Origin of the sequence: Bacillus sp. 179-C3.3 HS (assembly GCF_047229225.1) — a bacterium.
GTDB lineage: Bacteria > Bacillota > Bacilli > Bacillales > Bacillaceae > Bacillus.
Genome location: NZ_JBFEFT010000010.1, coordinates 1 through 18,879, shown reverse-complemented (window position 1 = coordinate 18,879; position 18,879 = coordinate 1). Strand labels below are relative to the sequence as shown.

Genomic DNA, 18,879 nt, shown 5'->3' with positions numbered 1-18,879 from the left:
AAACAAATATTTACCACTATTATACAATACGATATATTAGTATGGTTATCCTAAAGAAAAAGATCGACTCTCCTAAACATACGTTTTTTTCAAAAAATAATGTATTTATACATTTTTTTGAAGAATAGTCACTCATCTCTCTGAAGATATTTGTTCACAGTCAATAATTATTTTTCGTGGTGAAAATTTTTTAGGCATAAAAAAGTCCTCCAACCAGATTAGTTGAAAGCCTGAAAACGTTAATAATTAATGTTTTTGTATTGAGGTGCTAGCACGATTAAGATCGTATTTTTAGTTACATATAATATGAAGAAACATGGTATAAAACAATTCTAATAATATTATGTTTAGTCGTTTTTTATAATCAAAAAGTAAAATGAAATATTAAATCGTTATGTATATTCCGTAACCACAATATGACTATAAAAGCTTGGGGAAATACTCTCCAAGCTTTTAACAGTTTATAAAATTTGTACACCATCATTTCTTCATAAAAACTTCTTTAAATATTTTATCGGAACGTTTCTTTACTAGCACCAGTCAATTCTCAAGTATTTCATAAATATTTTCAATAAGATTACTAATTGATCCCTTAAATGTTTCAGCATCGGGGCTAGCAATATCAATAAATACAGAATGTATTTCTGGAACAGGTAAGCTATCATTTTCAATCATAAATATAGTTGATGGCTTGTAAAAGAAGGATGGATAAATTAAGATGCTCTTTTTCGCATACAACAGTTGATTATATAACATAACTTGATAAATATCTGCATTCTTAAATACACCATTTGCCTTATTCTTAACATCCAACACTGCTTCTGCAGTAGGTTTATAATCTCTTTCTTCATCTTCTGGATTAAATTTGTATAATATATCTGGTTGATAAAATCTACTACTCAAAACTAAACCATTGAGATATTCTTTACCAAATAACTTTGGTTCTTTCCAGACTGAAAAATTTCTTTCGTTTGTTTCTTCAAGGAGAATTTTTCTAACGAATTTTTCAAAGAGGATGTCGAAGTTAATAAGAAAACTCTCCCCTCCAACATTTCCTCTTACTCCATCATAATATAAAGAATCAATAATCATTGCAGCATCCGATGCAACTTTTTTATATCTGATATTTTTAGAATTAAAGTGAATACTTTGAAGAAATTCACTTGCATTTTCAGAAATAGGTACTACGTTATTAAAATAATCAAGTAATTCTATCGCTTCGGAACTATTTTGCCCTGACTTTGAGATTATTTGTAGTGCTCCTACTATTAATCGATTTATATCTACATTTGGTGATAAGGTGTATACTTCAGTTTTTACAGGATATCTTCTCAATTTCATAATGTTTTTATACGTTGATACATAATCAACGTTACCTTTAAGATATTTAGTATTTTGTTCAAATGGAAAATAATCTTGTAAAATTCCTATCGATATGTTTTCTTGTAGTTTTTTCAAAAAAGAATTAACTATGTTTTGACTTTGATTGCTCTTGTTTATATCTAACAATTCATCATCTTGAACATCTCGATAACTATATACATAATTATACAATCTCAAAATATGAGCTATATTGATTTCTCTATATTTTGGTTCTATATTAATTATTCTTCTTGGAGTTTTTATGTAACCAGTAAGAGATTTACTTAAAGCAATGACTGAGGCTTCTTTTTGCTCTTGTCTCCACGTAATCCCTTTCTTTTCAAGAAATTTAGTGAAAAATTCTATTTCGTCTGGAAATACATTAATTAAGTTTTGTCCTTCAGCATTAATAATTTCTTCCATATAATCAACCCTTTAGTTCTTTCCGAATTCCTCTCCAAACGCTTCCACGAAATCCTCTAATTCAATCAATCCACTGCTTAATGGTTCACCTAAGATTGTAATTAAGGCATTTTGATTTGAAAATGTATATTCTCTTAATGTTGGAAGTATCACAAAGTTAAATTGTCGATGAAAAGTTTCATCTGTCCATACATATTTACCGTTTGTATTCACATAATCCGATAAAAAATATGAATGTCCAAGTAATAATTCTTCTTTTCCCAGTGCATTCAATACCCGAGTATTTATGGTTTTTAATGTATCACCTAAATCAAAAGCGCCATATTCGGTTATAGAAGATAATAATTCATAATTTGTTTGCAATTCTATAAAAGCAAAACGCCTTCTAATTGCTAAATCAAGAAATGCGATGTTTCTATCACTCGAATTCATTGAACAAGCGATATATACATTGTTAGGTATTGTAATTTCTTTAATCCCATCAATTTCTTTTGGTAAGTCAACAGTATAACCACGATCTAGAGTCAGTATAGTTTCACCAAAGATTTGTGCGATATTGCCACGGTTTAACTCATCAATAATAAATAGATAATCATTGATTTTATCTGACTTAGCCTTTTCTACAAAATCTAAGAATTTCCCTCTTTTAGATGTAATCGAAGATGACTCAACCGTATCTCCACCAATAAAGTCTTCATATGAATAGTTTGCATGGAACTGAATCATTTCTGAACAATGAAATTTCTCTTTTAATTTATTTAAAAATCTCGATTTTCCAATTCCAGGCACACCAGTTAAAACAATTTGTTTCGTTTGTAACAAAGTGTTGTATATTTGTTCATCAGTTGGATTATCTCCAGTAAGTTGGATATATTTTTCAACTTGATCTTTATCTACTGATATGGCTTGAATTGCATTAACAGTGTGAGCAGGTTCAATTTCAGGCTCATTACCAGCTTTAAATGTAAATGTACTTCTTATATCTGATGCTGGGATAACTGTTGAAGACGGAGTAATAGAACCATTTAAAATGTCATCTTCAAATAGCCAAAGGAAGTCATTTCTACTTATTTTAAACAAATTTTTTATAGCTTTGCTTATAACACGAGTAAATTCATTTTCATTAGGAGTGTTTTGGAAATCAAAATCAACAAAGCGAAAAACCCAGCATGCAAAATGTTTTAAAGAAATTTTTTCATCTTTGAGATAATGTTCATTGATAATCTCCTTGTACTTTCTTGATAGTGTCAATTGTTTATTATTGTCTACAAAAAGCGATACATTGATATTTTTCTTTTCAACTGTATCCTTAACTCGTCCAACTAATCCAGTAAAATCAGTACCTGCTTGGTAGAAATCACTTGAAGAAATTTCATCAAATTTAAATGCATTAGGAAACAAAACTGATTTCTTTTTTCCAGTTTCATTTTTTCCTTGTAAACCACCTAGTTGCCATATTACCCTTAATATTTCTTCTTTTTGTTCAGGAGTAACATTGGTGAATTTGACTGGTCTTCGTAAAGATATACCAAGGTGCTTTGCTAATAAATATGCTGGTAACATAGCATCGTTATCGATATCTAGGCTTTTGAAATATTCTATCGACTGTAATACATCATCTTTTGAAACATAATAAGCTGTCATTTTGTTCCTCCAAATATAATAATTCAATAATAAGCAATTGCTAATAATTACTAAATCTATTATCACATAACAAAAACTAAATATAAACACGTTTTTATTGTTTATAAGAAAATAGACAGCTCATTGAGCTGTCTTAAATTATTTTATATCCTACTTGAACTAGTTGTTCTATTATTGAACGACCAATTACCTCACCAAGCTTTGGTGGAACTGCGTTGCCAATAATTTTATATTTAGATGAAATTGATTCTCCAACAAACTCATAATCATCTGGGAAGCTTTGAATTCTTGCAATTTCACGCACACTATATCTTCTATTTTCAATAGGATGGAGGATCCCACTATTTTCAGGTGTTGCTGCAGCCGTAATTGTTCCATTAATTTCATTACGAGCAAAACGGCGATAGAAATTAGGTGAATGATAACGTTTCATATTATCACGGATACGTTTCATACGTTCAGGCAAAAACTCGTAAGGTATACTTTTCCATGATCCACCTTCTGGAATGTACTTAATCAAACTTTGACTTTGTGGAGATAATCTCCATACCTCATCTTGATTTGGGGTTTCTTCAGGAATATTACTAATAGCATAGCCTACGGTTAATGCCTCTGGATTAACATTAATAGGATCAGGAAATCTATAATTGATATTTAAATCATTTCTTATTCCTACAATTACCACACGGTAACGATTTTGTGGTACTCCATAATCGCTAGCTCTTAGTAATTGATAGTTAACTCGATATCCTTGACCTGCATTTTCAAGATAGTCAACTATAGTGTCAATTAATTTTGACCCATCTTTGTTTTTTATTGAAAGTAAACCACGAACATTTTCAAAAATCACTATTTTCGGATGTTTAGCTTCAATAATACGTATACATTCTAAATATAAATTACCACGATCATCAACTGTACCTAAACGATTACCCGCATTAGAAAATGGTTGACAAGGAAATCCACCAACAACTACATCTGCTTCTGGTAATTCATTAGCATCAACTTGAGTAATATCTCCTTCATATATTTCACCGATATTATGCCGATAATTTTCTATAGCAGGTTTAAGAATATCATTTGCCCAGACTACATTGAATCCTGCTTTTATTAGACCTAAATCTAATCCACCTGCACCACTAAATAAAGAGATTGTATTTAGTGTTGTACTTAAATTTTGAGTGGTTTCATTAGCAGTAATATTAGCATGAAAATTAGTATCAAAATGAAATGCCAATTGTTGTTCCCTTGGTTCAACTCTTGATTCAGTATCCATATGCTTATCTAATAAAGCAGCTTTGGTTTGAGATAATGTCATATTTTGATGCTCTCCTTTTTCGGAACATGTTCAACAATATCTTCAATATTGCATTCTAAACAGTTACATATTCTATCAAGAACATCCATACTAACGTTCTTATTTTTGCTCAATCTAGCTAGAGAAGATGATGTTATTCCTGCTTTGTCTCTAAGTGTAGTTTTATTTATCTTCTTATCTAAAGCCAACTTCCACAATTTATCATACGAGAATGACATACAATTCCCCTTTCTGTCAAAATAGAATAAAATTCTATATATGCAGAATATATTTCTATTAAAGTATAATACCATAGGAACTAAAGTTCGTAAACCCTAATATAAATAAAGGGAATAATTGTTCTTTTTTAAACCAGTCTGTTCCGTTAGAATAAGTTCAACAAGAATAGCGTTAAGTTAATCCTTCTTGGATCAACGCTATTCAAAATTAAAGTAGAATCCTTCACAATCGCTTCTACATCTTTATATGACACCATCCTTAAATTGTGTCTTACTTCAGAAGCTGAATGAATGTAAAAAAAAGACGCCTTCCTATCAAGGAAGAACGTCCTATGGTCGAATTTTTAATTATGTTTGTATTATTTACGCTATGTTAAATAATAATGTTGATTAGAAATCTTTTTCTTCTACTTTACCTGTAATAGAATTTACTGACAAGAACTTATTAGATATGTTATATTTAGTAGCCTGTTTGCAAATAACAATATTCGCGTCAAATAAATCAAAAATTCTTATAATGCATCTAATATTATTATAATCATCCTTAAACAAAGCTCCTAAATGATAGTAATTTTCATAAGTATCTTCAAAGTAACTTTCTTTTTGATAAAGATTATTTATTTGACAACTGACTTGCTCTTCATTATTTGCCTTTATAGGATTTTCTAAAATTCCACTGATTAATTTGGCAATTGGGTCTTTTAAATAGTCCTTGCCAATCCAATAATAACCCAACTCAAAGGCAATTTTAATGAAAGCCTTTTTCATTTCTATTTCATATTTTTCTACTAATGATACATCAATTTCTTGTTTTAAATCATTAGGGTCAAGTACAATAGTATCTAACCCGTTCTTTATTTCTTGCTTAGTAAAAAGTTGATAATTATTTCTGTCAGCAACCTTATTTACCATTTCTCCAATTTTTCTATCATTTTCTGCAATAAAGTAATTATATATTGTATCGTCATCTACTGCTATTTCAATTTTAGCTTGACCAACTTTCATTATTTTTTTATCATCTTTTGTTGTAAAGTAAACAGGCAAGGTTGGGTATTTTTCAAAATATAATTTTATTGCATTATTTTTAGTAGCATTAGGTACTTTACCATCCTACCAATCATTTTAAAAAATATCAGCTTTTAACTCCAAAGACAAAGGGCTCTGTCCGTACAATCAAGATTGATGACATGATAACTAATATGTTAAAGAAGCATCGACTTAAACAGAATGAGATTAAATTAAAAAACAGACTTACTTATCAAGATAACGAATTTATTTTTGCCCGTGAAGATGGGCATCCACAACTAAGAAAAGTAGTGGATACTAGGCTTAAACGCTTATTAAAAAAAGCTAAACTAGAAAAAAATATTACTCCCCATTCATTCCGACACACTCACACATCTTTATTGATTGAAGCAGGGGTAGGTATTAAAGAGATACAACAGCGATCGGGACATACAGATATAAATACAACCATGAATATCTATGCTCATATGACAGCAAATATGGAAGAAAAGGCCTCCCAACAGTTCAGTAAACTGATGAAAGACCTTCTCCTATAATGGACTCTTCTTTTTTGTCTAGGTTTATTAAATTTCGGGTTGATGCACACAAACCTGCACACAAGAAATTAATAAAACATCACAGAACGTAGATATCACAAGGTCTTAAAACCTTAATTACATCATGCCGCCCATTCCACCCATGCCGCCCATGTCTGGCATTCCGCCGCCTGAGCCGCCTTCTTCTGGTTTGTCAGCAACGACTGCTTCAGTTGTAAGAAGCATTGCTGCAACAGAAGCTGCGTTTTGAAGTGCAGAGCGAGTTACTTTTGTCGGGTCAACGATTCCTTTTTCGATCATGTTTACCCATTCGTTTGTTGCTGCGTTGAAGCCTACGCCAATTTCTTCGTTTTTCAAGCGCTCAACGATGACAGATCCTTCAAGGCCTGCGTTGTGAGCGATTTGACGGATTGGCTCTTCTAGTGAACGAAGAACGATGTTCACACCTGTTTGAACGTCACCTTCTGCTTTAATAGAAGCAACTTTGTTGTATACATTCACAAGTGCTGTACCACCACCGGATACGATGCCTTCTTCAACTGCTGCACGAGTTGAGTTCAGTGCGTCCTCGATGCGTAGTTTACGCTCTTTCAGTTCTGTTTCAGTTGCAGCACCAACTTTGATGACAGCGACGCCGCCAGCTAGTTTTGCAAGACGTTCTTGTAATTTTTCTTTATCAAATTCAGAAGTCGTTTCTTCTACTTGTGCACGGATTTGGTTCACACGTGCTGAGATTTGAGCAGAGTCTCCTGAACCTTCTACGATTGTTGTGTTTTCTTTTGTGACCACAACTTTAGACGCGCGGCCAAGTTGACCGATTTCAGTAGATTTAAGGTCAAGTCCTAAGTCTTCCGTGATTAATTCTCCGCCAGTAAGGATAGAGATGTCTTCAAGCATTGCTTTACGACGGTCACCGAAGCCAGGTGCTTTCACTGCCACTGCGTTGAATGTTCCACGAAGTTTGTTCACAACAAGTGTTGCAAGTGCTTCGCCTTCTACATCTTCAGCAATAAGCAATAATGGTTTTCCTTGTTGTACGACTTGCTCAAGTACTGGAAGGATTTCTTGAATGTTCGTGATCTTCTTGTCTGTGATTAAGATGTAAGGATTTTCAAGAACAGCTTCCATCTTATCAGAGTCAGTCACCATGTATGGTGAAGCATATCCGCGGTCAAATTGCATTCCTTCAACCACTTCAAGCTCAGTAGTGAATCCTTTTGATTCTTCAATCGTAATGACACCGTCGTTTCCTACACGCTCCATTGCTTCAGCGATAAGACTACCGACTTCTTCATCTGCAGAAGAAATAGAAGCAACTTGTGCAATTGATTCTTTTCCTTCAATCGGTTTTGAAATGTCATGTAGGCCTTCAAGTGCTACTTTGACTGCTTCTTCAATCCCTTTACGTACGCCAACAGGGTTTGCACCAGCTGTTACGTTTTTCAAGCCTTCACGGATCATCGCTTGAGCTAGAACCGTAGCAGTTGTTGTACCGTCACCCGCTACATCGTTTGTTTTGCTTGCGACTTCAGCCACAAGTTTTGCACCCATGTTTTCAAATGCATCTTCTAATTCGATTTCTCTTGCAATCGTTACACCATCATTTGTGATGAGCGGTGAACCGAACTTTTTCTCAAGAACCACGTTACGTCCTTTAGGTCCTAAAGTTACTTTTACAGCATCTGCAAGTGCATCTACACCACGTAACATCGCACGACGTGCTTCTTCACTGAACTTAATATCTTTTGCCATAATAACGAAACCTCCTCAGTTTTTTTAGAAATAGTTTTTATGTGATTAACCGATAACAGCTAAAATGTCGCTTTCACGAAGGATTAGATATTCTTTTCCTTCATATTTCACTTCAGTACCTGCATATTTTGAGAAGATAATGCGGTCGCCTGTATTGACTTCTAACGCAACGCGCTCTCCATTTTCAAGTACACGACCTGAACCTGCTGCCACAATTTTACCTTCTTGCGGTTTTTCTTTTGCAGAATCCGGTAAGACAATACCGCTAGCGGTTTTTTCCTCAGATTCAACGAGTTCAATGATTACGCGATCGCCTAATGGCTTTAACATAAGAAACAACCTCCTCAATTTTCATATGTAGTCTTTTTTAGCACTCATCATCAACGAGTGCTAACACATTTATTATAATAAAGAATGTCTTCTGCAATTTCAAGTAAAAACCTTTAAATTTTTTTGACGCTTTCACGATCTTTTTGGATCAAAGAATTCTTTCCTTTTCAACGAAGAAGAAGACTTGTGTTACAATAAATCTAGTTCTTTTAGTAAAGGGGTTTTCGTTACTTGAAAAAACAATATTGGTACATAATCTTAACTTATATATTGGTCCAGTTTTCTGTGATTCCATATGCGTTTGTCATGAAATGGTTGGGGTTCATTCAAAAACCGATAACTCAAGAGGAGCTATCACAACTGTCAGGTACTTGGACCATCATTAGTTTCTGTATTGGATTGATTATTATTTTGCTCATTCTTCGGACAGTACCAAAAGCTACACTTCGGAATGAGGCACCAGTATCGACCGGCTCTGCTATTGCCTGGATCATTGGCGGTTTCTTTCTGTCCATCTTTGCACAGACGTTTGCAGGATTGATTGAGCAATATGCATTTGGTATTGGCAGGGAATCAGAAAATACAAAAGCTATACTATCCATCATGGAAGCTATTCCGTTGCTTGTGATCGTTATTGCAATCATTGGACCTATATTAGAGGAAATCATCTTCCGAAAAATTATTTTTGGTGTGATTTATGAAAAGACCAATTTCTTCATTGGCGCACTTGTCAGTTCAGTGACTTTTGCTGTTGTGCACAATGATTTCTCTCACATCTTGTTATATACAGCGATGGGCTTTACCTTCGCATTCTTATATGTGAAAACAAAACGGATCATTGTTCCGATTGGTGCTCATATGCTGATGAACTCGCTCGTCGTTCTTGTACAGATTGAGCCAGTGAAAAAAATGATTGAAGAACAATCTCAAACAATGCAAATGATTATTGGAGGCTTTTTCTCATGAGAAACCCTGTTGTATGGGGCGTTATTTACTTTGCCGTTGGTGTGGCTTTTACCTATATGGCCATTCAAAACCCAGGTAATATGTGGTCATTTTACAGCATTCTGCTGATGGTGTTTGCGGCTTATAATATCAACATCGCATTTAAAATGTTCGCTTTTTCTGTCAAACTAAAAAAACAACAACAAAAATAAATCAAAAACCATTTTCCGCCGCTTGGAGAATGGTTTTTTTATGGGGGAGATCCTTGATGGAAGATGAAAAAATCAACATCTTAAACAAGCAACAAGAACTCATCGGGGTTGCCGCACGATCAGATGTCCATGCTCAGGGGCTATGGCATGAAACGTTTCATTTTTGGCTACTCAAAAAAGAACAAAACACCATGTATCTCTATTTCCAGCTAAGAAGCCACTCAAAAAAGGATTTCCCTTCTATGTTTGATATCACAGCAGCAGGTCATCTTCTCTCAGATGAAAAGCCTTCTGACGGGGTAAGAGAAATCGAGGAAGAACTCGGTTTCTCAATCCCTTTTCAAGATCTTTCCTTTGCCGGTATCATACAGGATGAAATCCACACGCCTCAGCTGATCGATCGTGAGTTTTGTCACGTGTATCTTTATGTCAGTCAAGAAACACACCTGAACGTTCATTTACAGAAGGAAGAAGTGGCTGGTCTTTACAGAACAAAGGTACAAGATGCATATCGACTTTTAACGGGTCACTGCGATCGTATTCAGATCGAAGGCTTTGAGATCGATGCAACCGGAGAACGACATGAGCAAATGAGATGGATCGGTCTGCACGATGTCGTGCCACATGAGGCCGCTTATTACCAAAAACTCTTCCACGCTATCGACCAAATCCTCTCTCAATAGAAAAAGCATCGTGGTCACATTCGATCACGATGCTTTTTTTATGACACATAATGATTTTCTTCCTTCTCATCTGTTTGCTGCATTTTGCGGTAGGTCACCCTAGAAATGACAATACTCACTTCATATAAGACAAGCATTGGCAAGGTAACCATGAGGTGAGAAACAAGCTCTGGCGGTGTAATGAGTGCGGCAATGACAAGGAGGACAAAATAGGCATACTTGCGAATTTTCGATAAAAACATCGGTGTAATGATTCCAAGTCTCGTGAGAAACATCAGCACAACCGGCATTTGAAACAAAAAACCAAATGGAAGTGTTAGCTGCATCAGAAATGTAAAATACTCATGAATCCCGATCACTTGCTCCACATGTAAGTCATTCGACATGCTTGTCATAAAATCAACGACAAATGGGAACAAAATAAAATAAGAGAAAGCCACACCGCTCAAAAATAAAAGCAGTGCAATTGGAATGTACGCAAGTGTCACTTTTCTTTCTTTTTCATACAAGCCTGGACTCACAAATGCCCAAAGCTGATATAAAATAAGGGGACACGTCAAAATCAACGCAATGACGAATGCGAACTGCATAAACACGTACAGTGGATCAGTGAGTTTAAACGCATTCAATGTGAGCGATGCCGCTTCATCGGTATTTTGCAAATAGACAATTACCGGCTTGGCGAGAAAAAAACCCACCACCATAAACATGATAAAAAACATCGCAATGATCACGAGACGTTTTCGCAGTTCCACAATATGCTCCATAAGCGGCATATCTTTGACATTCATGAAGCTCATCCTATTCTACTGATCTTCTTTTTTCTTTTTTTCTTCTTGATCATCAGCTAAACCTTTTGTGGCATTTTTAAATTCACGTAATGTATCTCCTGCTGCTCTTCCTAATTCAGGAAGCTTTTTCGGCCCAAAAATAATGAGCGCAACAATCGCAATCAGAATCAAACTTCCAGGACCGATTGGACCCATTTGCTCCACCCCCTTTACCCCTTTTCGTCAGTCCTCCTGTGTAACAGAATAGTGCTTTAAGAAATACACAAGAGACTGAAGTTCAACCGCCAAATCTATATGATGAATTCGAATGTGTTCCGGCACATTCAAGCGAGCCGGCGTAAAGTTAAGGATTCCTTTGATGCCTAGGGCAATCAAACGATCTGTAATGGACTGAGCTGCTACGGCAGGTACTGTTAAAATCGCAACAGGAATATCTCCCACCTCTTGAACATGCTCTTCAAGCTTATCCAAATCATAGACAGGCACACCGCCTATCTCACTTCCTATTTTACTCTCATTCACGTCAAAAGCCATTGAAATTTTTGTGTTATTATTCTTGATGAAATTATAGTGTAAAAAAGCAGTCCCTAAGTTCCCCACCCCGATAAGCATGACATTCGTCATCTCATCTTGATCAAGGGTTTTTCTGAAGAAAGTAAGCAGGTAATCAACATTGTACCCGTACCCCTTCTTCCCAAGTGCACCAAAGTATGAGAAATCTCGACGAATCGTTGCAGAATCCACTTTGACTGCATCACTAAGCTCTGCAGAAGATACCCTTTGTTTTCCTGAGGCATGCAGATTTTTTAAAAAACGGTAATAAAGCGGCAAACGTTTGGCTGTTGCTTGTGGAATTTTTGACTGGTCTATATTCATATAAGATCCTCCAACTTAAATATCAAGTTCTCTGTGAAAATCACCATTTTTCCCGCCTGTTTTTTCAACTAAATAGGTCGGACCGATGATCATGCCCTTATCAATGGCTTTGCACATATCGTAGACGGTCAGTGCACATACTGAAGCGGAAGTGAGCGCTTCCATCTCCACACCCGTACTTCCTTTTGTTTTGACCTTTGCGCGTATGTTTAGAATGTACGCATTTCCGTCTTCCTCCCAATCAAAGGAGATATCCACACCTTTTAGTGCAAGCGGATGACACATAGGAATGATCTGAGATGTTTGCTTTGCTGCCATAATACCAGCAACTTGTGCGACAGAGAGCACATCCCCTTTTCCAATTTCACGTTGTTGTATTTTTTGAAATACTTCTTCTATCATTCGAACGCTTGAAGCAGCAACTGCGGTTCTGACCGTAGATGATTTATCGCTAATATCCACCATCTTTGCTCTTCCTTGTTCGTTAAAATGGCTAAATTGACTCATGTTAAACGCTCCTTATCCAAATCATACACTATTTTTTCCTATCTGTCTTTCATTTGACAACCGTGATCGTATGTAAGATTTGCCGGTTCTCTGCTGATAAGCTACACTAAACATATTATAGCAGAGGTGAAGTTACATGATGATTCTACAAGTGAATCAGCTGTCAAAATCGTTTGGCGCTGATACCGTTTTAACGAATATAAAATTAGAAGTCAAAGCAAAGGATCGCATTGCCATTGTAGGTCGAAACGGGGCAGGCAAATCCACACTTTTAAAAATCATTGCTGGACAAATGTCATATGAACAAGGCGACATTATCAGACCAAAAGACCTCACAATTGGATATTTGGCACAGCATACCGATGTGACGTCTACCCGTACGTTAAAAGATGAGTTATTATCGGTCTTTGATCATTTAAAAGAAATGGAACAAGAGATGAGAACCATTGAGGAAAAAATGGCTTCTTCCACAGGTGCGGCGCTTGATTCCCTTATGAAAACCTATGACAGGCTGCAACAAGATTTTAAAGATCAAGGTGGCTATCAATATGAAGCAGATGTGCGCTCCATTCTTCATGGACTTGGCTTTAGTCATTTTGAAGACGACACAACCGTTCAATCCTTAAGTGGTGGTCAGAAAACACGTCTAGCGCTCGGAAAGCTTTTATTAATGAAACCAGAGCTGTTAATTCTGGACGAGCCTACCAACCATTTAGATATTGATACTTTATCATGGCTTGAGCAATATTTGCAAAATTATACAGGTGCGATTCTCATCGTCTCCCATGACCGCTATTTCTTAGACAAAGTCGTAAACCATGTCTACGAAGTCTCAAGAACAGCGATGAAGAAGTTTACCGGTAACTATAGCAAGTACCTTGAACTGAAGGCTGAGCAGTTAGAACGAGAAGTGAAGCAATATGAAAAACAGCAAGAGGAAATCGCCAAGCTCCAAGATTTCGTCGATCGCAACCTAGCAAGAGCATCCACTACAAAGAGAGCTCAGAGCCGGCGCAAACAATTGGAACGAATGGATCGTTTAGATAAACCATTAGGTGATGAAAAATCGGCAAGTTTTCGTTTTGATATCACAAGACAAAGTGGCAATGATGTATTGAAGGTACATGATCTAAAGATTAGTTATGATGAAAAGACACCGCTTCTTTCTTCCCTTTCGTTCCATATCATGCGAGAAGACAGCGTGGCACTGATTGGTCCTAACGGTATCGGAAAATCAACACTCTTAAAGACCTTAACGGATACATTAAAGCCAGTAAAAGGAGACATCACCTTTGGCTCCCATGTCACCATCGGTTATTATGACCAAGAACAAGCGAAACTCACATCCTCCAAAAAGGTCTTAAATGAGCTTTGGGATGATTATCCGCATATGACCGAAAAGGAAATTCGTACTTGCTTAGGAAATTTCTTATTCTCCGGTGATGACGTCTTGAAGCCTGTTCACGCTTTGAGCGGTGGAGAAAAAGCTCGTCTTGCTTTGGCTAAGCTTATGCTACAAAAAGCCAATTTTCTCATTCTCGATGAACCAACCAACCATCTTGACTTAGATAGTAAGGAAATTTTAGAGAATGCTCTCATCGATTATCCTGGGACGATTTTATTTGTCTCGCATGACCGATATTTTATTAACCGATTGGCAACAAAAGTTCTTGAACTATCGCCAAACGAGACGAAAGAATACCTCGGTGACTACGACTATTACCTTGAAAAGAAAAACGAACAATTAGAACTTGAAGCACTACAAAACCACGAAGTACAAAAGAAACAATCAGCAGCACCCACTGAAGCCACTAAGCTTTCTTATGCAGAGGAAAAAGAATTAAAAAAGAAAGAAAGACAAAAACAAAGAAGAATTGAAGACATCGAAGAGCGAATTGCGGTGATGGAGGAAAAGCTTGCGGACAATGAACAATTGTTATGTGATCCTGAAATCTTTCAAGATCACGAGAAGGTCCAAGCCATCCAGACTGAAAATGATTCACTCAATCAAGAGCTTGAATCACTTTTTGCCGAATGGGAAGAACTATCGGAATCATAAAGAGTACCCACATGGGTGCTCTTTTTCTTTTGAAAACATTTTACCCACAGACATATCCACAAAATTTTCTTTATGTTTCTTAACCACATTAGACTTATCCACTTTATCCACAGTATTTTAATCACATATCCACAAGAAAACAGGTTTTTATACACAACCTCTTCAAATGAAAGTGAAATTTTCAAATAATTGTGGATATATTACGGTTTTTTGTGAATAATCTTATTTTAATCAATAAAAAAACTCCTGTATATCCACAGGAGCCTCATTCATATGATACAAGTGGTAATCCAGGTTGACCATTCATGGCCATATCTCCCCGAATTCCTTTCTCAAAAGCGACCGTGCCCGCAGCAGCAATCATTGCTGCATTATCTGTACATAGGGCAAGCGGAGGTATGGTTAGATTCACATCGGGTTGATCGGCAAATGCTGAGGTTAAAGCTTCTCTCAGCCCTTTATTTGCTGCCACCCCTCCAGCTAGAACAACCTGTTTGACGTTGTAGGCTTCAGCTGCTTTTAACGTCTTTCCTACAAGTACCTCTATGACACTTTCTTGGAAGCTTGCTGCTAAATCCTCGCGTGCAATCGTTTCACCCTTTTGCGCCGCATTGTGTAACGTGTTGATCACAGCTGATTTTAATCCACTGAAGCTAAAATGATAAGATCCTTCTTCAAGCCATGCACGAGGGAGCTTGATCGTTGGCTTTCCTTCATGTGCCAATCGGTCAATATGAGGTCCACCCGGATATGAGAGACCCATTGTACGTGCTACTTTGTCATAAGCCTCTCCAGCTGCATCATCCAATGTTTCTCCAATGACTTCAAAAGAACCATGCTCTCTCATGTACACAAGCTCAGTATGTCCTCCAGAAACCACAAGGGCTAAACAAGGAAATGTCAATTCACCGACTAGCTGGTTTGCATAAATATGCCCAGCAATATGATGAACACCGACAAGCGGAAGTTGATGTGCAAAGCTTAACGCTTTCGCTGCATTGACACCAATGAGAAGCGCACCGACTAAACCTGGACCTTCTGTGACAGCAATCGCATCTAAATCTTTAAAGCTCATCTTGGCCTGTGCCATGACTTCTTCTAATACGATCGTGACTTGTTCCACATGATGTCTGGAAGCAATCTCTGGCACAACACCACCAAATCGTTTATGGCTTTCAATTTGTGAGGCAACAACGTTCGCAATGATTTCCTTTCCATTTTTCACAATGGATGCAGCCGTTTCGTCACAGCTCGTTTCTATTCCTAATATGAATCGATCTTTTTGTTCACTCATTTAAATTCACCCACATGACGTATGCATCTTCCCCGTTATCTGTATAATAATTTTTTCTCACAGAAGCAAGTCTAAAACCAAGCTTTTCATAAAGGGATTGTGCTGGTGTATTGGACACCCGCACTTCTAATGAAAGATGATCTGTCTTTTTTTCTTTACAAAAATCAATGACATGCCGAAGCAATGCTTCACCATAGCCCTTTCCTCTATGCTCAGGTAGAATCGCAATGTTGGTAATCTGTGCATCATCCATGACAATCCAGACACCACAATAGCCAACAGGCTTCTTTTCTTCCTCAATGAGAAAATAATGGCTATATTGATTGTGAAGAATCTCATACACAAAGGATTCCTTTTTCCAAGGAACGGTAAACGAATGCACTTCAATCGTATACACCTCAGGAATATCCTCTACCGTCATTTTTCTGATGTCTACTGTGTTGACATTAGTTTTGTCCTTCAAGCCATTTCACTTCCGCTTCTGCCAAACGAATATAGTTAGGGACAAGCTGATGTACTTCTTCAACAGGCCGATCTGCTCCTAGAAAAGCCAACATGGAAGGTCTAGGATTATGTAATGATCCCTCTGCCAAAACAGCTGTTTCTCCTAATATTGAGCGAATATTGTCTTGATGAAGATGGACATCATGACCAAGAAATAATACGGGCTTTTCTGCCGTCTTTAGATCATGGAGCCAATCCGTCATCGGTACATTTTGATCAGGCTTCACTTCTTTGATCTTTCCGCCTTCAAACTGATACAATCCTGTATAAACTTGTCCTCTTCGCGCATCAAATAATGGTGAGATCCATCCATCAAAATAATGTGCATTCGCTGCCAGTGTCTCTAAGCTAGAGATCGATGTGATTGGAATGGAAAGTGTCCACGCAAGTGTCTTTGCGATGGTGACCCCGATCCTAACCCCAGTATAAGAACCTGGTCCTTTTGCCACGACGATTTTGCTTAAATCGCTCGGCGTCACACCACACTCGTTCATTAAAGCTTCAACAGTCGGCATCGCTCGGACGGAATGATTCTTTTTTAAATAAGTTATACTTTCCCCAATCACTGTCTCATCTCTGACAATCGCAATGCCTAATGTGTGGTTAGAGGTATCAATGGCTAGTATGGTCAAATTCCTTCATCTCCTTACACAGGGTGTCGTAGCGATCCCCTTTTGCATAAAACGTGAGATGACGTTCTTCTTCACGTTCTGTCCTATGCATTTCAATTTTTAAATAAGCTGAAGGCAATTGTGGTTCAATCAGATGTGCCCATTCAACTAAGCATACACCTTCACCCTCAAAATATTCCTCAAGTCCAATATCTTCATCCGCATCTTCCATGCGATACACATCCATATGGTAAAGTGGCAGTCTGCCATCGGTATACTCTTTAATAATCGTAAAAGTAGGGCTATTGACGATACGGGTAATCCCTAAGCCTTCTGCAAAACCTTTTGAAAAAGTGGTTTTCCCTGCGCCTAAATCGCCTTCTAATGTCAAGACATCCCCTGGTAATACAAGTTTAGCTAGAGCAGCTGCAATCCGTTTTGTCTCATCTGCTCCTTTAGTCGTCCAAGACAATTTCAAGATGATGGTCACCTCATTTCTTAAAATGATTATATCCTTTTTTCATTAACCTTGTATGCTGATCATCCTTTTTTAACATCACTCCGGTTGCCTGATCGTGCTGTACCTCTCCAATACGTGTGATGTGAATAGCCTTTTCCTTGCATTGTGACTCAAAACGATCCCAATCTGCGTTTGGAATTGTACCGGTCAACACAAAGTCCTCTCCACCATAAAGTACCCATTCTAGCCACTCTTTGCGTAATAGCGGCAAATCAGGATGGATTGGAAGCTTGTCAGCCTCAATCTGTATCGTCACTTGACTGGCTTCTGCAATCTCGTTAAGCTCACTAGCTAACCCATCACTTACATCATTCAATGTTACCCTAGGAAAGCTTGAACAAATTTGACCGGCAGTGATGTGAGGCTGCGGCATTTTGTGACGCTTTAGGAAGTAATCAGTATCAATATGATTTACAAGGTCTGCCTCTTCCATCAAGAGTGATAGCCCTGCAGCCGATGAGCCGAGCTCTCCTGTGACAAAAACGATATCTCCAGCCTGTGCACTATCACGATAACAAGCCGTTCCCCTTGGGACCTCGCCAATAACCGTGACTGTAATCACAAAGTCACTACGTGTGGCAACCGTATCTCCACCAATGAGGTCTACATGATATGTATCAGCCAAATCTTTCATCCCCTGATAAAGGGCGGTCACTATATCCTCATCACCATGAGGCGGAATAGCAATTGACACAAGATAATACTTTGGCGTTGCACCCATTGCTGCAATATCACTCATATTGACTGCCAATGCTTTAAAACCAACCTCATAAGGTGTTGAAAAATCGAAACGAAAATGAACGTGCTCTACCATTGTATCAACACAAACGACCTCTTCACAATGTGAATGAGGTTGATAAACACTTGCATCATCACCAATCCCCTTGACCAAAGAACGCTGATAAGATTCTTTTGGTGTAATTCGGTGAATGAGATCAAATTCATCCATAACACACAGCTCCTTCATTCAATCTATTGAGTAAGCTTGATGTTGTTCAAGACACAGTTACTATTAGTTTAGCGAATACGAGCTTCAGTTCCAACTAAAAATGATATAAAGAAAGCCTGGTATGAACAAACCAGGCTGTTTTAAACGTTCTTTTTCTTTTCCTTTTCGCCAAATTTTCATATTTGTTGAAAGAAAAAGACATAAAAAAAAACGAAACTATACGTTTTCGTTTGCATGTAATAAAATGGCGGTCCGGACGGGACTCGAACCCGCGACCTCCTGCGTGACAGGCAGGCATTCTAACCAACTGAACTACCGG

At 37.2% G+C, this 18,879-nt stretch carries 21 protein-coding genes; 5 read left to right on the top strand and 16 right to left on the bottom strand.

Going from position 1 to position 18,879, the window contains the following annotated elements; translation table 11 throughout:
• Positions 1-540: 540 nt before the first annotated feature.
• The 5 genes from AB1K80_RS08330 to AB1K80_RS08310 all read right to left on the bottom strand — a co-directional run bounded on the left by AB1K80_RS08330 (position 541) and on the right by AB1K80_RS08310 (position 5,970).
• Positions 541-1,785: a 5-methylcytosine restriction system specificity protein McrC gene (locus tag AB1K80_RS08330; RefSeq protein WP_412856151.1), complete on the bottom strand. Its 1,245-nt coding sequence runs from the start codon at positions 1,783-1,785 to the stop codon at positions 541-543.
• Positions 1,786-1,797: 12 nt separating this feature from the next.
• On the bottom strand, positions 1,798-3,429 hold the full coding sequence (locus AB1K80_RS08325; protein WP_412856150.1) for an McrB family protein: 1,632 nt from the start codon (positions 3,427-3,429) through the stop codon (positions 1,798-1,800).
• A 133-nt stretch (positions 3,430-3,562) separates the two neighbouring features.
• Entirely contained in the window at positions 3,563-4,747 is a 1,185-nt protein-coding gene (locus AB1K80_RS08320) for a DNA cytosine methyltransferase (RefSeq protein WP_412856149.1), read from the bottom strand.
• The gene (locus tag AB1K80_RS08315) at positions 4,744-4,965 is read right to left on the bottom strand and encodes a helix-turn-helix domain-containing protein (RefSeq protein WP_412856148.1); all 222 of its coding nucleotides are present in this window, start codon (positions 4,963-4,965) and stop codon (positions 4,744-4,746) included. Before AB1K80_RS08315 ends, AB1K80_RS08320 begins: the two co-directional genes overlap by 4 nt.
• A gap of 390 nt (positions 4,966-5,355) precedes the next feature.
• Positions 5,356-5,970 carry a hypothetical protein gene (locus tag AB1K80_RS08310; RefSeq protein WP_412856147.1) on the bottom strand — a complete coding sequence of 205 codons (615 nt, stop codon included), beginning with the start codon at positions 5,968-5,970 and terminating at the stop codon, positions 5,356-5,358.
• 167 nt (positions 5,971-6,137) lie between these two features.
• On the opposite strand from AB1K80_RS08310, the gene AB1K80_RS08305 reads away from it, so the two are divergent.
• Positions 6,138-6,527: a tyrosine-type recombinase/integrase gene (locus tag AB1K80_RS08305; protein WP_412856227.1), complete on the top strand. Its 390-nt coding sequence runs from the start codon at positions 6,138-6,140 to the stop codon at positions 6,525-6,527.
• Between the two features lie 117 nt (positions 6,528-6,644).
• Here AB1K80_RS08305 and groL read toward each other — a convergent pair whose 3' ends face one another.
• Together groL and groES are read right to left on the bottom strand one after the other, a co-directional pair.
• On the bottom strand, positions 6,645-8,279 hold the full coding sequence (groL, locus tag AB1K80_RS08300; RefSeq protein WP_412856146.1) for a chaperonin GroEL: 1,635 nt from the start codon (positions 8,277-8,279) through the stop codon (positions 6,645-6,647).
• A 45-nt stretch (positions 8,280-8,324) separates the two neighbouring features.
• Positions 8,325-8,609 (bottom strand): co-chaperone GroES, encoded by a 285-nt coding sequence (groES, locus tag AB1K80_RS08295; RefSeq protein ID WP_289381566.1) that lies wholly within the window; start codon positions 8,607-8,609, stop codon positions 8,325-8,327.
• Between the two features lie 231 nt (positions 8,610-8,840).
• Here groES and AB1K80_RS08290 point away from each other — a divergent pair, with 231 nt between their 5' ends.
• The 3 genes from AB1K80_RS08290 to AB1K80_RS08280 are packed head-to-tail and all read left to right on the top strand — an operon-like array spanning position 8,841 to position 10,449.
• The gene (locus tag AB1K80_RS08290; protein WP_412856145.1) at positions 8,841-9,575 is read left to right on the top strand and encodes a CPBP family intramembrane glutamic endopeptidase; all 735 of its coding nucleotides are present in this window, start codon (positions 8,841-8,843) and stop codon (positions 9,573-9,575) included.
• Positions 9,572-9,766 carry a YdiK family protein gene (locus AB1K80_RS08285; protein WP_412856144.1) on the top strand — a complete coding sequence of 65 codons (195 nt, stop codon included), beginning with the start codon at positions 9,572-9,574 and terminating at the stop codon, positions 9,764-9,766. Before AB1K80_RS08290 ends, AB1K80_RS08285 begins: the two co-directional genes overlap by 4 nt.
• 56 nt (positions 9,767-9,822) lie before the next feature.
• Entirely contained in the window at positions 9,823-10,449 is a 627-nt protein-coding gene (locus AB1K80_RS08280; RefSeq protein WP_412856143.1) for an NUDIX hydrolase, read from the top strand.
• Between the two features lie 38 nt (positions 10,450-10,487).
• On the opposite strand, the gene tatC is transcribed toward AB1K80_RS08280, so the two are convergent.
• Genes tatC through moaC form a run of 4 tightly spaced genes read right to left on the bottom strand, consistent with a single transcriptional unit; the run spans position 10,488 to position 12,623 of the window.
• Complete coding sequence (gene tatC / locus AB1K80_RS08275) at positions 10,488-11,240, bottom strand: twin-arginine translocase subunit TatC (protein ID WP_412856142.1); 753 nt, start codon at positions 11,238-11,240, stop codon at positions 10,488-10,490.
• Positions 11,241-11,255: 15 nt separating this feature from the next.
• Positions 11,256-11,435 carry a twin-arginine translocase TatA/TatE family subunit gene (locus AB1K80_RS08270; protein ID WP_008355689.1) on the bottom strand — a complete coding sequence of 60 codons (180 nt, stop codon included), beginning with the start codon at positions 11,433-11,435 and terminating at the stop codon, positions 11,256-11,258.
• A 27-nt stretch (positions 11,436-11,462) separates the two neighbouring features.
• Complete coding sequence (locus tag AB1K80_RS08265; RefSeq protein WP_008355687.1) at positions 11,463-12,116, bottom strand: redox-sensing transcriptional repressor Rex; 654 nt, start codon at positions 12,114-12,116, stop codon at positions 11,463-11,465.
• A 15-nt stretch (positions 12,117-12,131) separates the two neighbouring features.
• A complete protein-coding gene (gene moaC, locus AB1K80_RS08260; protein WP_412856141.1) occupies positions 12,132-12,623 on the bottom strand; it encodes a cyclic pyranopterin monophosphate synthase MoaC in 492 nt (163 codons plus the stop codon).
• A gap of 136 nt (positions 12,624-12,759) precedes the next feature.
• Here moaC and AB1K80_RS08255 point away from each other — a divergent pair, with 136 nt between their 5' ends.
• A complete protein-coding gene (locus AB1K80_RS08255; RefSeq protein WP_412856140.1) occupies positions 12,760-14,682 on the top strand; it encodes an ABC-F family ATP-binding cassette domain-containing protein in 1,923 nt (640 codons plus the stop codon).
• A gap of 265 nt (positions 14,683-14,947) precedes the next feature.
• On the opposite strand, the gene tsaD is transcribed toward AB1K80_RS08255, so the two are convergent.
• The 5 genes from tsaD to thiL are packed head-to-tail and all read right to left on the bottom strand — an operon-like array spanning position 14,948 to position 18,560.
• Positions 14,948-15,976, bottom strand: coding sequence for a tRNA (adenosine(37)-N6)-threonylcarbamoyltransferase complex transferase subunit TsaD (tsaD, locus tag AB1K80_RS08250; protein ID WP_412856139.1), 1,029 nt, complete (start codon positions 15,974-15,976; stop codon positions 14,948-14,950).
• The gene (gene rimI, locus AB1K80_RS08245) at positions 15,969-16,397 is read right to left on the bottom strand and encodes a ribosomal protein S18-alanine N-acetyltransferase (protein WP_412856226.1); all 429 of its coding nucleotides are present in this window, start codon (positions 16,395-16,397) and stop codon (positions 15,969-15,971) included. The genes tsaD and rimI overlap by 8 nt, the downstream gene beginning before the upstream one ends.
• Before the next feature lie 25 nt (positions 16,398-16,422).
• Positions 16,423-17,112 carry a tRNA (adenosine(37)-N6)-threonylcarbamoyltransferase complex dimerization subunit type 1 TsaB gene (gene tsaB, locus AB1K80_RS08240; RefSeq protein WP_412856138.1) on the bottom strand — a complete coding sequence of 230 codons (690 nt, stop codon included), beginning with the start codon at positions 17,110-17,112 and terminating at the stop codon, positions 16,423-16,425.
• On the bottom strand, positions 17,093-17,572 hold the full coding sequence (gene tsaE, locus AB1K80_RS08235; RefSeq protein WP_412856225.1) for a tRNA (adenosine(37)-N6)-threonylcarbamoyltransferase complex ATPase subunit type 1 TsaE: 480 nt from the start codon (positions 17,570-17,572) through the stop codon (positions 17,093-17,095). The genes tsaB and tsaE overlap by 20 nt, the downstream gene beginning before the upstream one ends.
• A 10-nt stretch (positions 17,573-17,582) precedes the next feature.
• Positions 17,583-18,560 carry a thiamine-phosphate kinase gene (thiL, locus tag AB1K80_RS08230; protein ID WP_412856137.1) on the bottom strand — a complete coding sequence of 326 codons (978 nt, stop codon included), beginning with the start codon at positions 18,558-18,560 and terminating at the stop codon, positions 17,583-17,585.
• Between the last annotated feature and the right edge of the window lie 319 nt (positions 18,561-18,879).

Coding starts and splice junctions, on each gene's coding strand:
- AB1K80_RS08270 (WP_008355689.1), bottom strand. CDS start 11,435: ATGGGTCCAATCGGTCCTGGAAGTTTGATTCTGATTGCGATTGTTGCG.
- AB1K80_RS08330 (WP_412856151.1), bottom strand. CDS start 1,785: ATGGAAGAAATTATTAATGCTGAAGGACAAAACTTAATTAATGTATTT.
- AB1K80_RS08310 (WP_412856147.1), bottom strand. CDS start 5,970: ATGAAAGTTGGTCAAGCTAAAATTGAAATAGCAGTAGATGACGATACA.
- AB1K80_RS08320 (WP_412856149.1), bottom strand. CDS start 4,747: ATGACATTATCTCAAACCAAAGCTGCTTTATTAGATAAGCATATGGAT.
- AB1K80_RS08280 (WP_412856143.1), top strand. CDS start 9,823: ATGGAAGATGAAAAAATCAACATCTTAAACAAGCAACAAGAACTCATC.
- tsaD (WP_412856139.1), bottom strand. CDS start 15,976: ATGAGTGAACAAAAAGATCGATTCATATTAGGAATAGAAACGAGCTGT.
- groL (WP_412856146.1), bottom strand. CDS start 8,279: ATGGCAAAAGATATTAAGTTCAGTGAAGAAGCACGTCGTGCGATGTTA.
- tatC (WP_412856142.1), bottom strand. CDS start 11,240: ATGAATGTCAAAGATATGCCGCTTATGGAGCATATTGTGGAACTGCGA.
- thiL (WP_412856137.1), bottom strand. CDS start 18,560: ATGGATGAATTTGATCTCATTCACCGAATTACACCAAAAGAATCTTAT.
- AB1K80_RS08255 (WP_412856140.1), top strand. CDS start 12,760: ATGATGATTCTACAAGTGAATCAGCTGTCAAAATCGTTTGGCGCTGAT.
- rimI (WP_412856226.1), bottom strand. CDS start 16,397: ATGACGGTAGAGGATATTCCTGAGGTGTATACGATTGAAGTGCATTCG.
- AB1K80_RS08315 (WP_412856148.1), bottom strand. CDS start 4,965: ATGTCATTCTCGTATGATAAATTGTGGAAGTTGGCTTTAGATAAGAAG.
- moaC (WP_412856141.1), bottom strand. CDS start 12,623: ATGAGTCAATTTAGCCATTTTAACGAACAAGGAAGAGCAAAGATGGTG.
- groES (WP_289381566.1), bottom strand. CDS start 8,609: ATGTTAAAGCCATTAGGCGATCGCGTAATCATTGAACTCGTTGAATCT.
- AB1K80_RS08325 (WP_412856150.1), bottom strand. CDS start 3,429: ATGACAGCTTATTATGTTTCAAAAGATGATGTATTACAGTCGATAGAA.
- AB1K80_RS08285 (WP_412856144.1), top strand. CDS start 9,572: ATGAGAAACCCTGTTGTATGGGGCGTTATTTACTTTGCCGTTGGTGTG.
- AB1K80_RS08265 (WP_008355687.1), bottom strand. CDS start 12,116: ATGAATATAGACCAGTCAAAAATTCCACAAGCAACAGCCAAACGTTTG.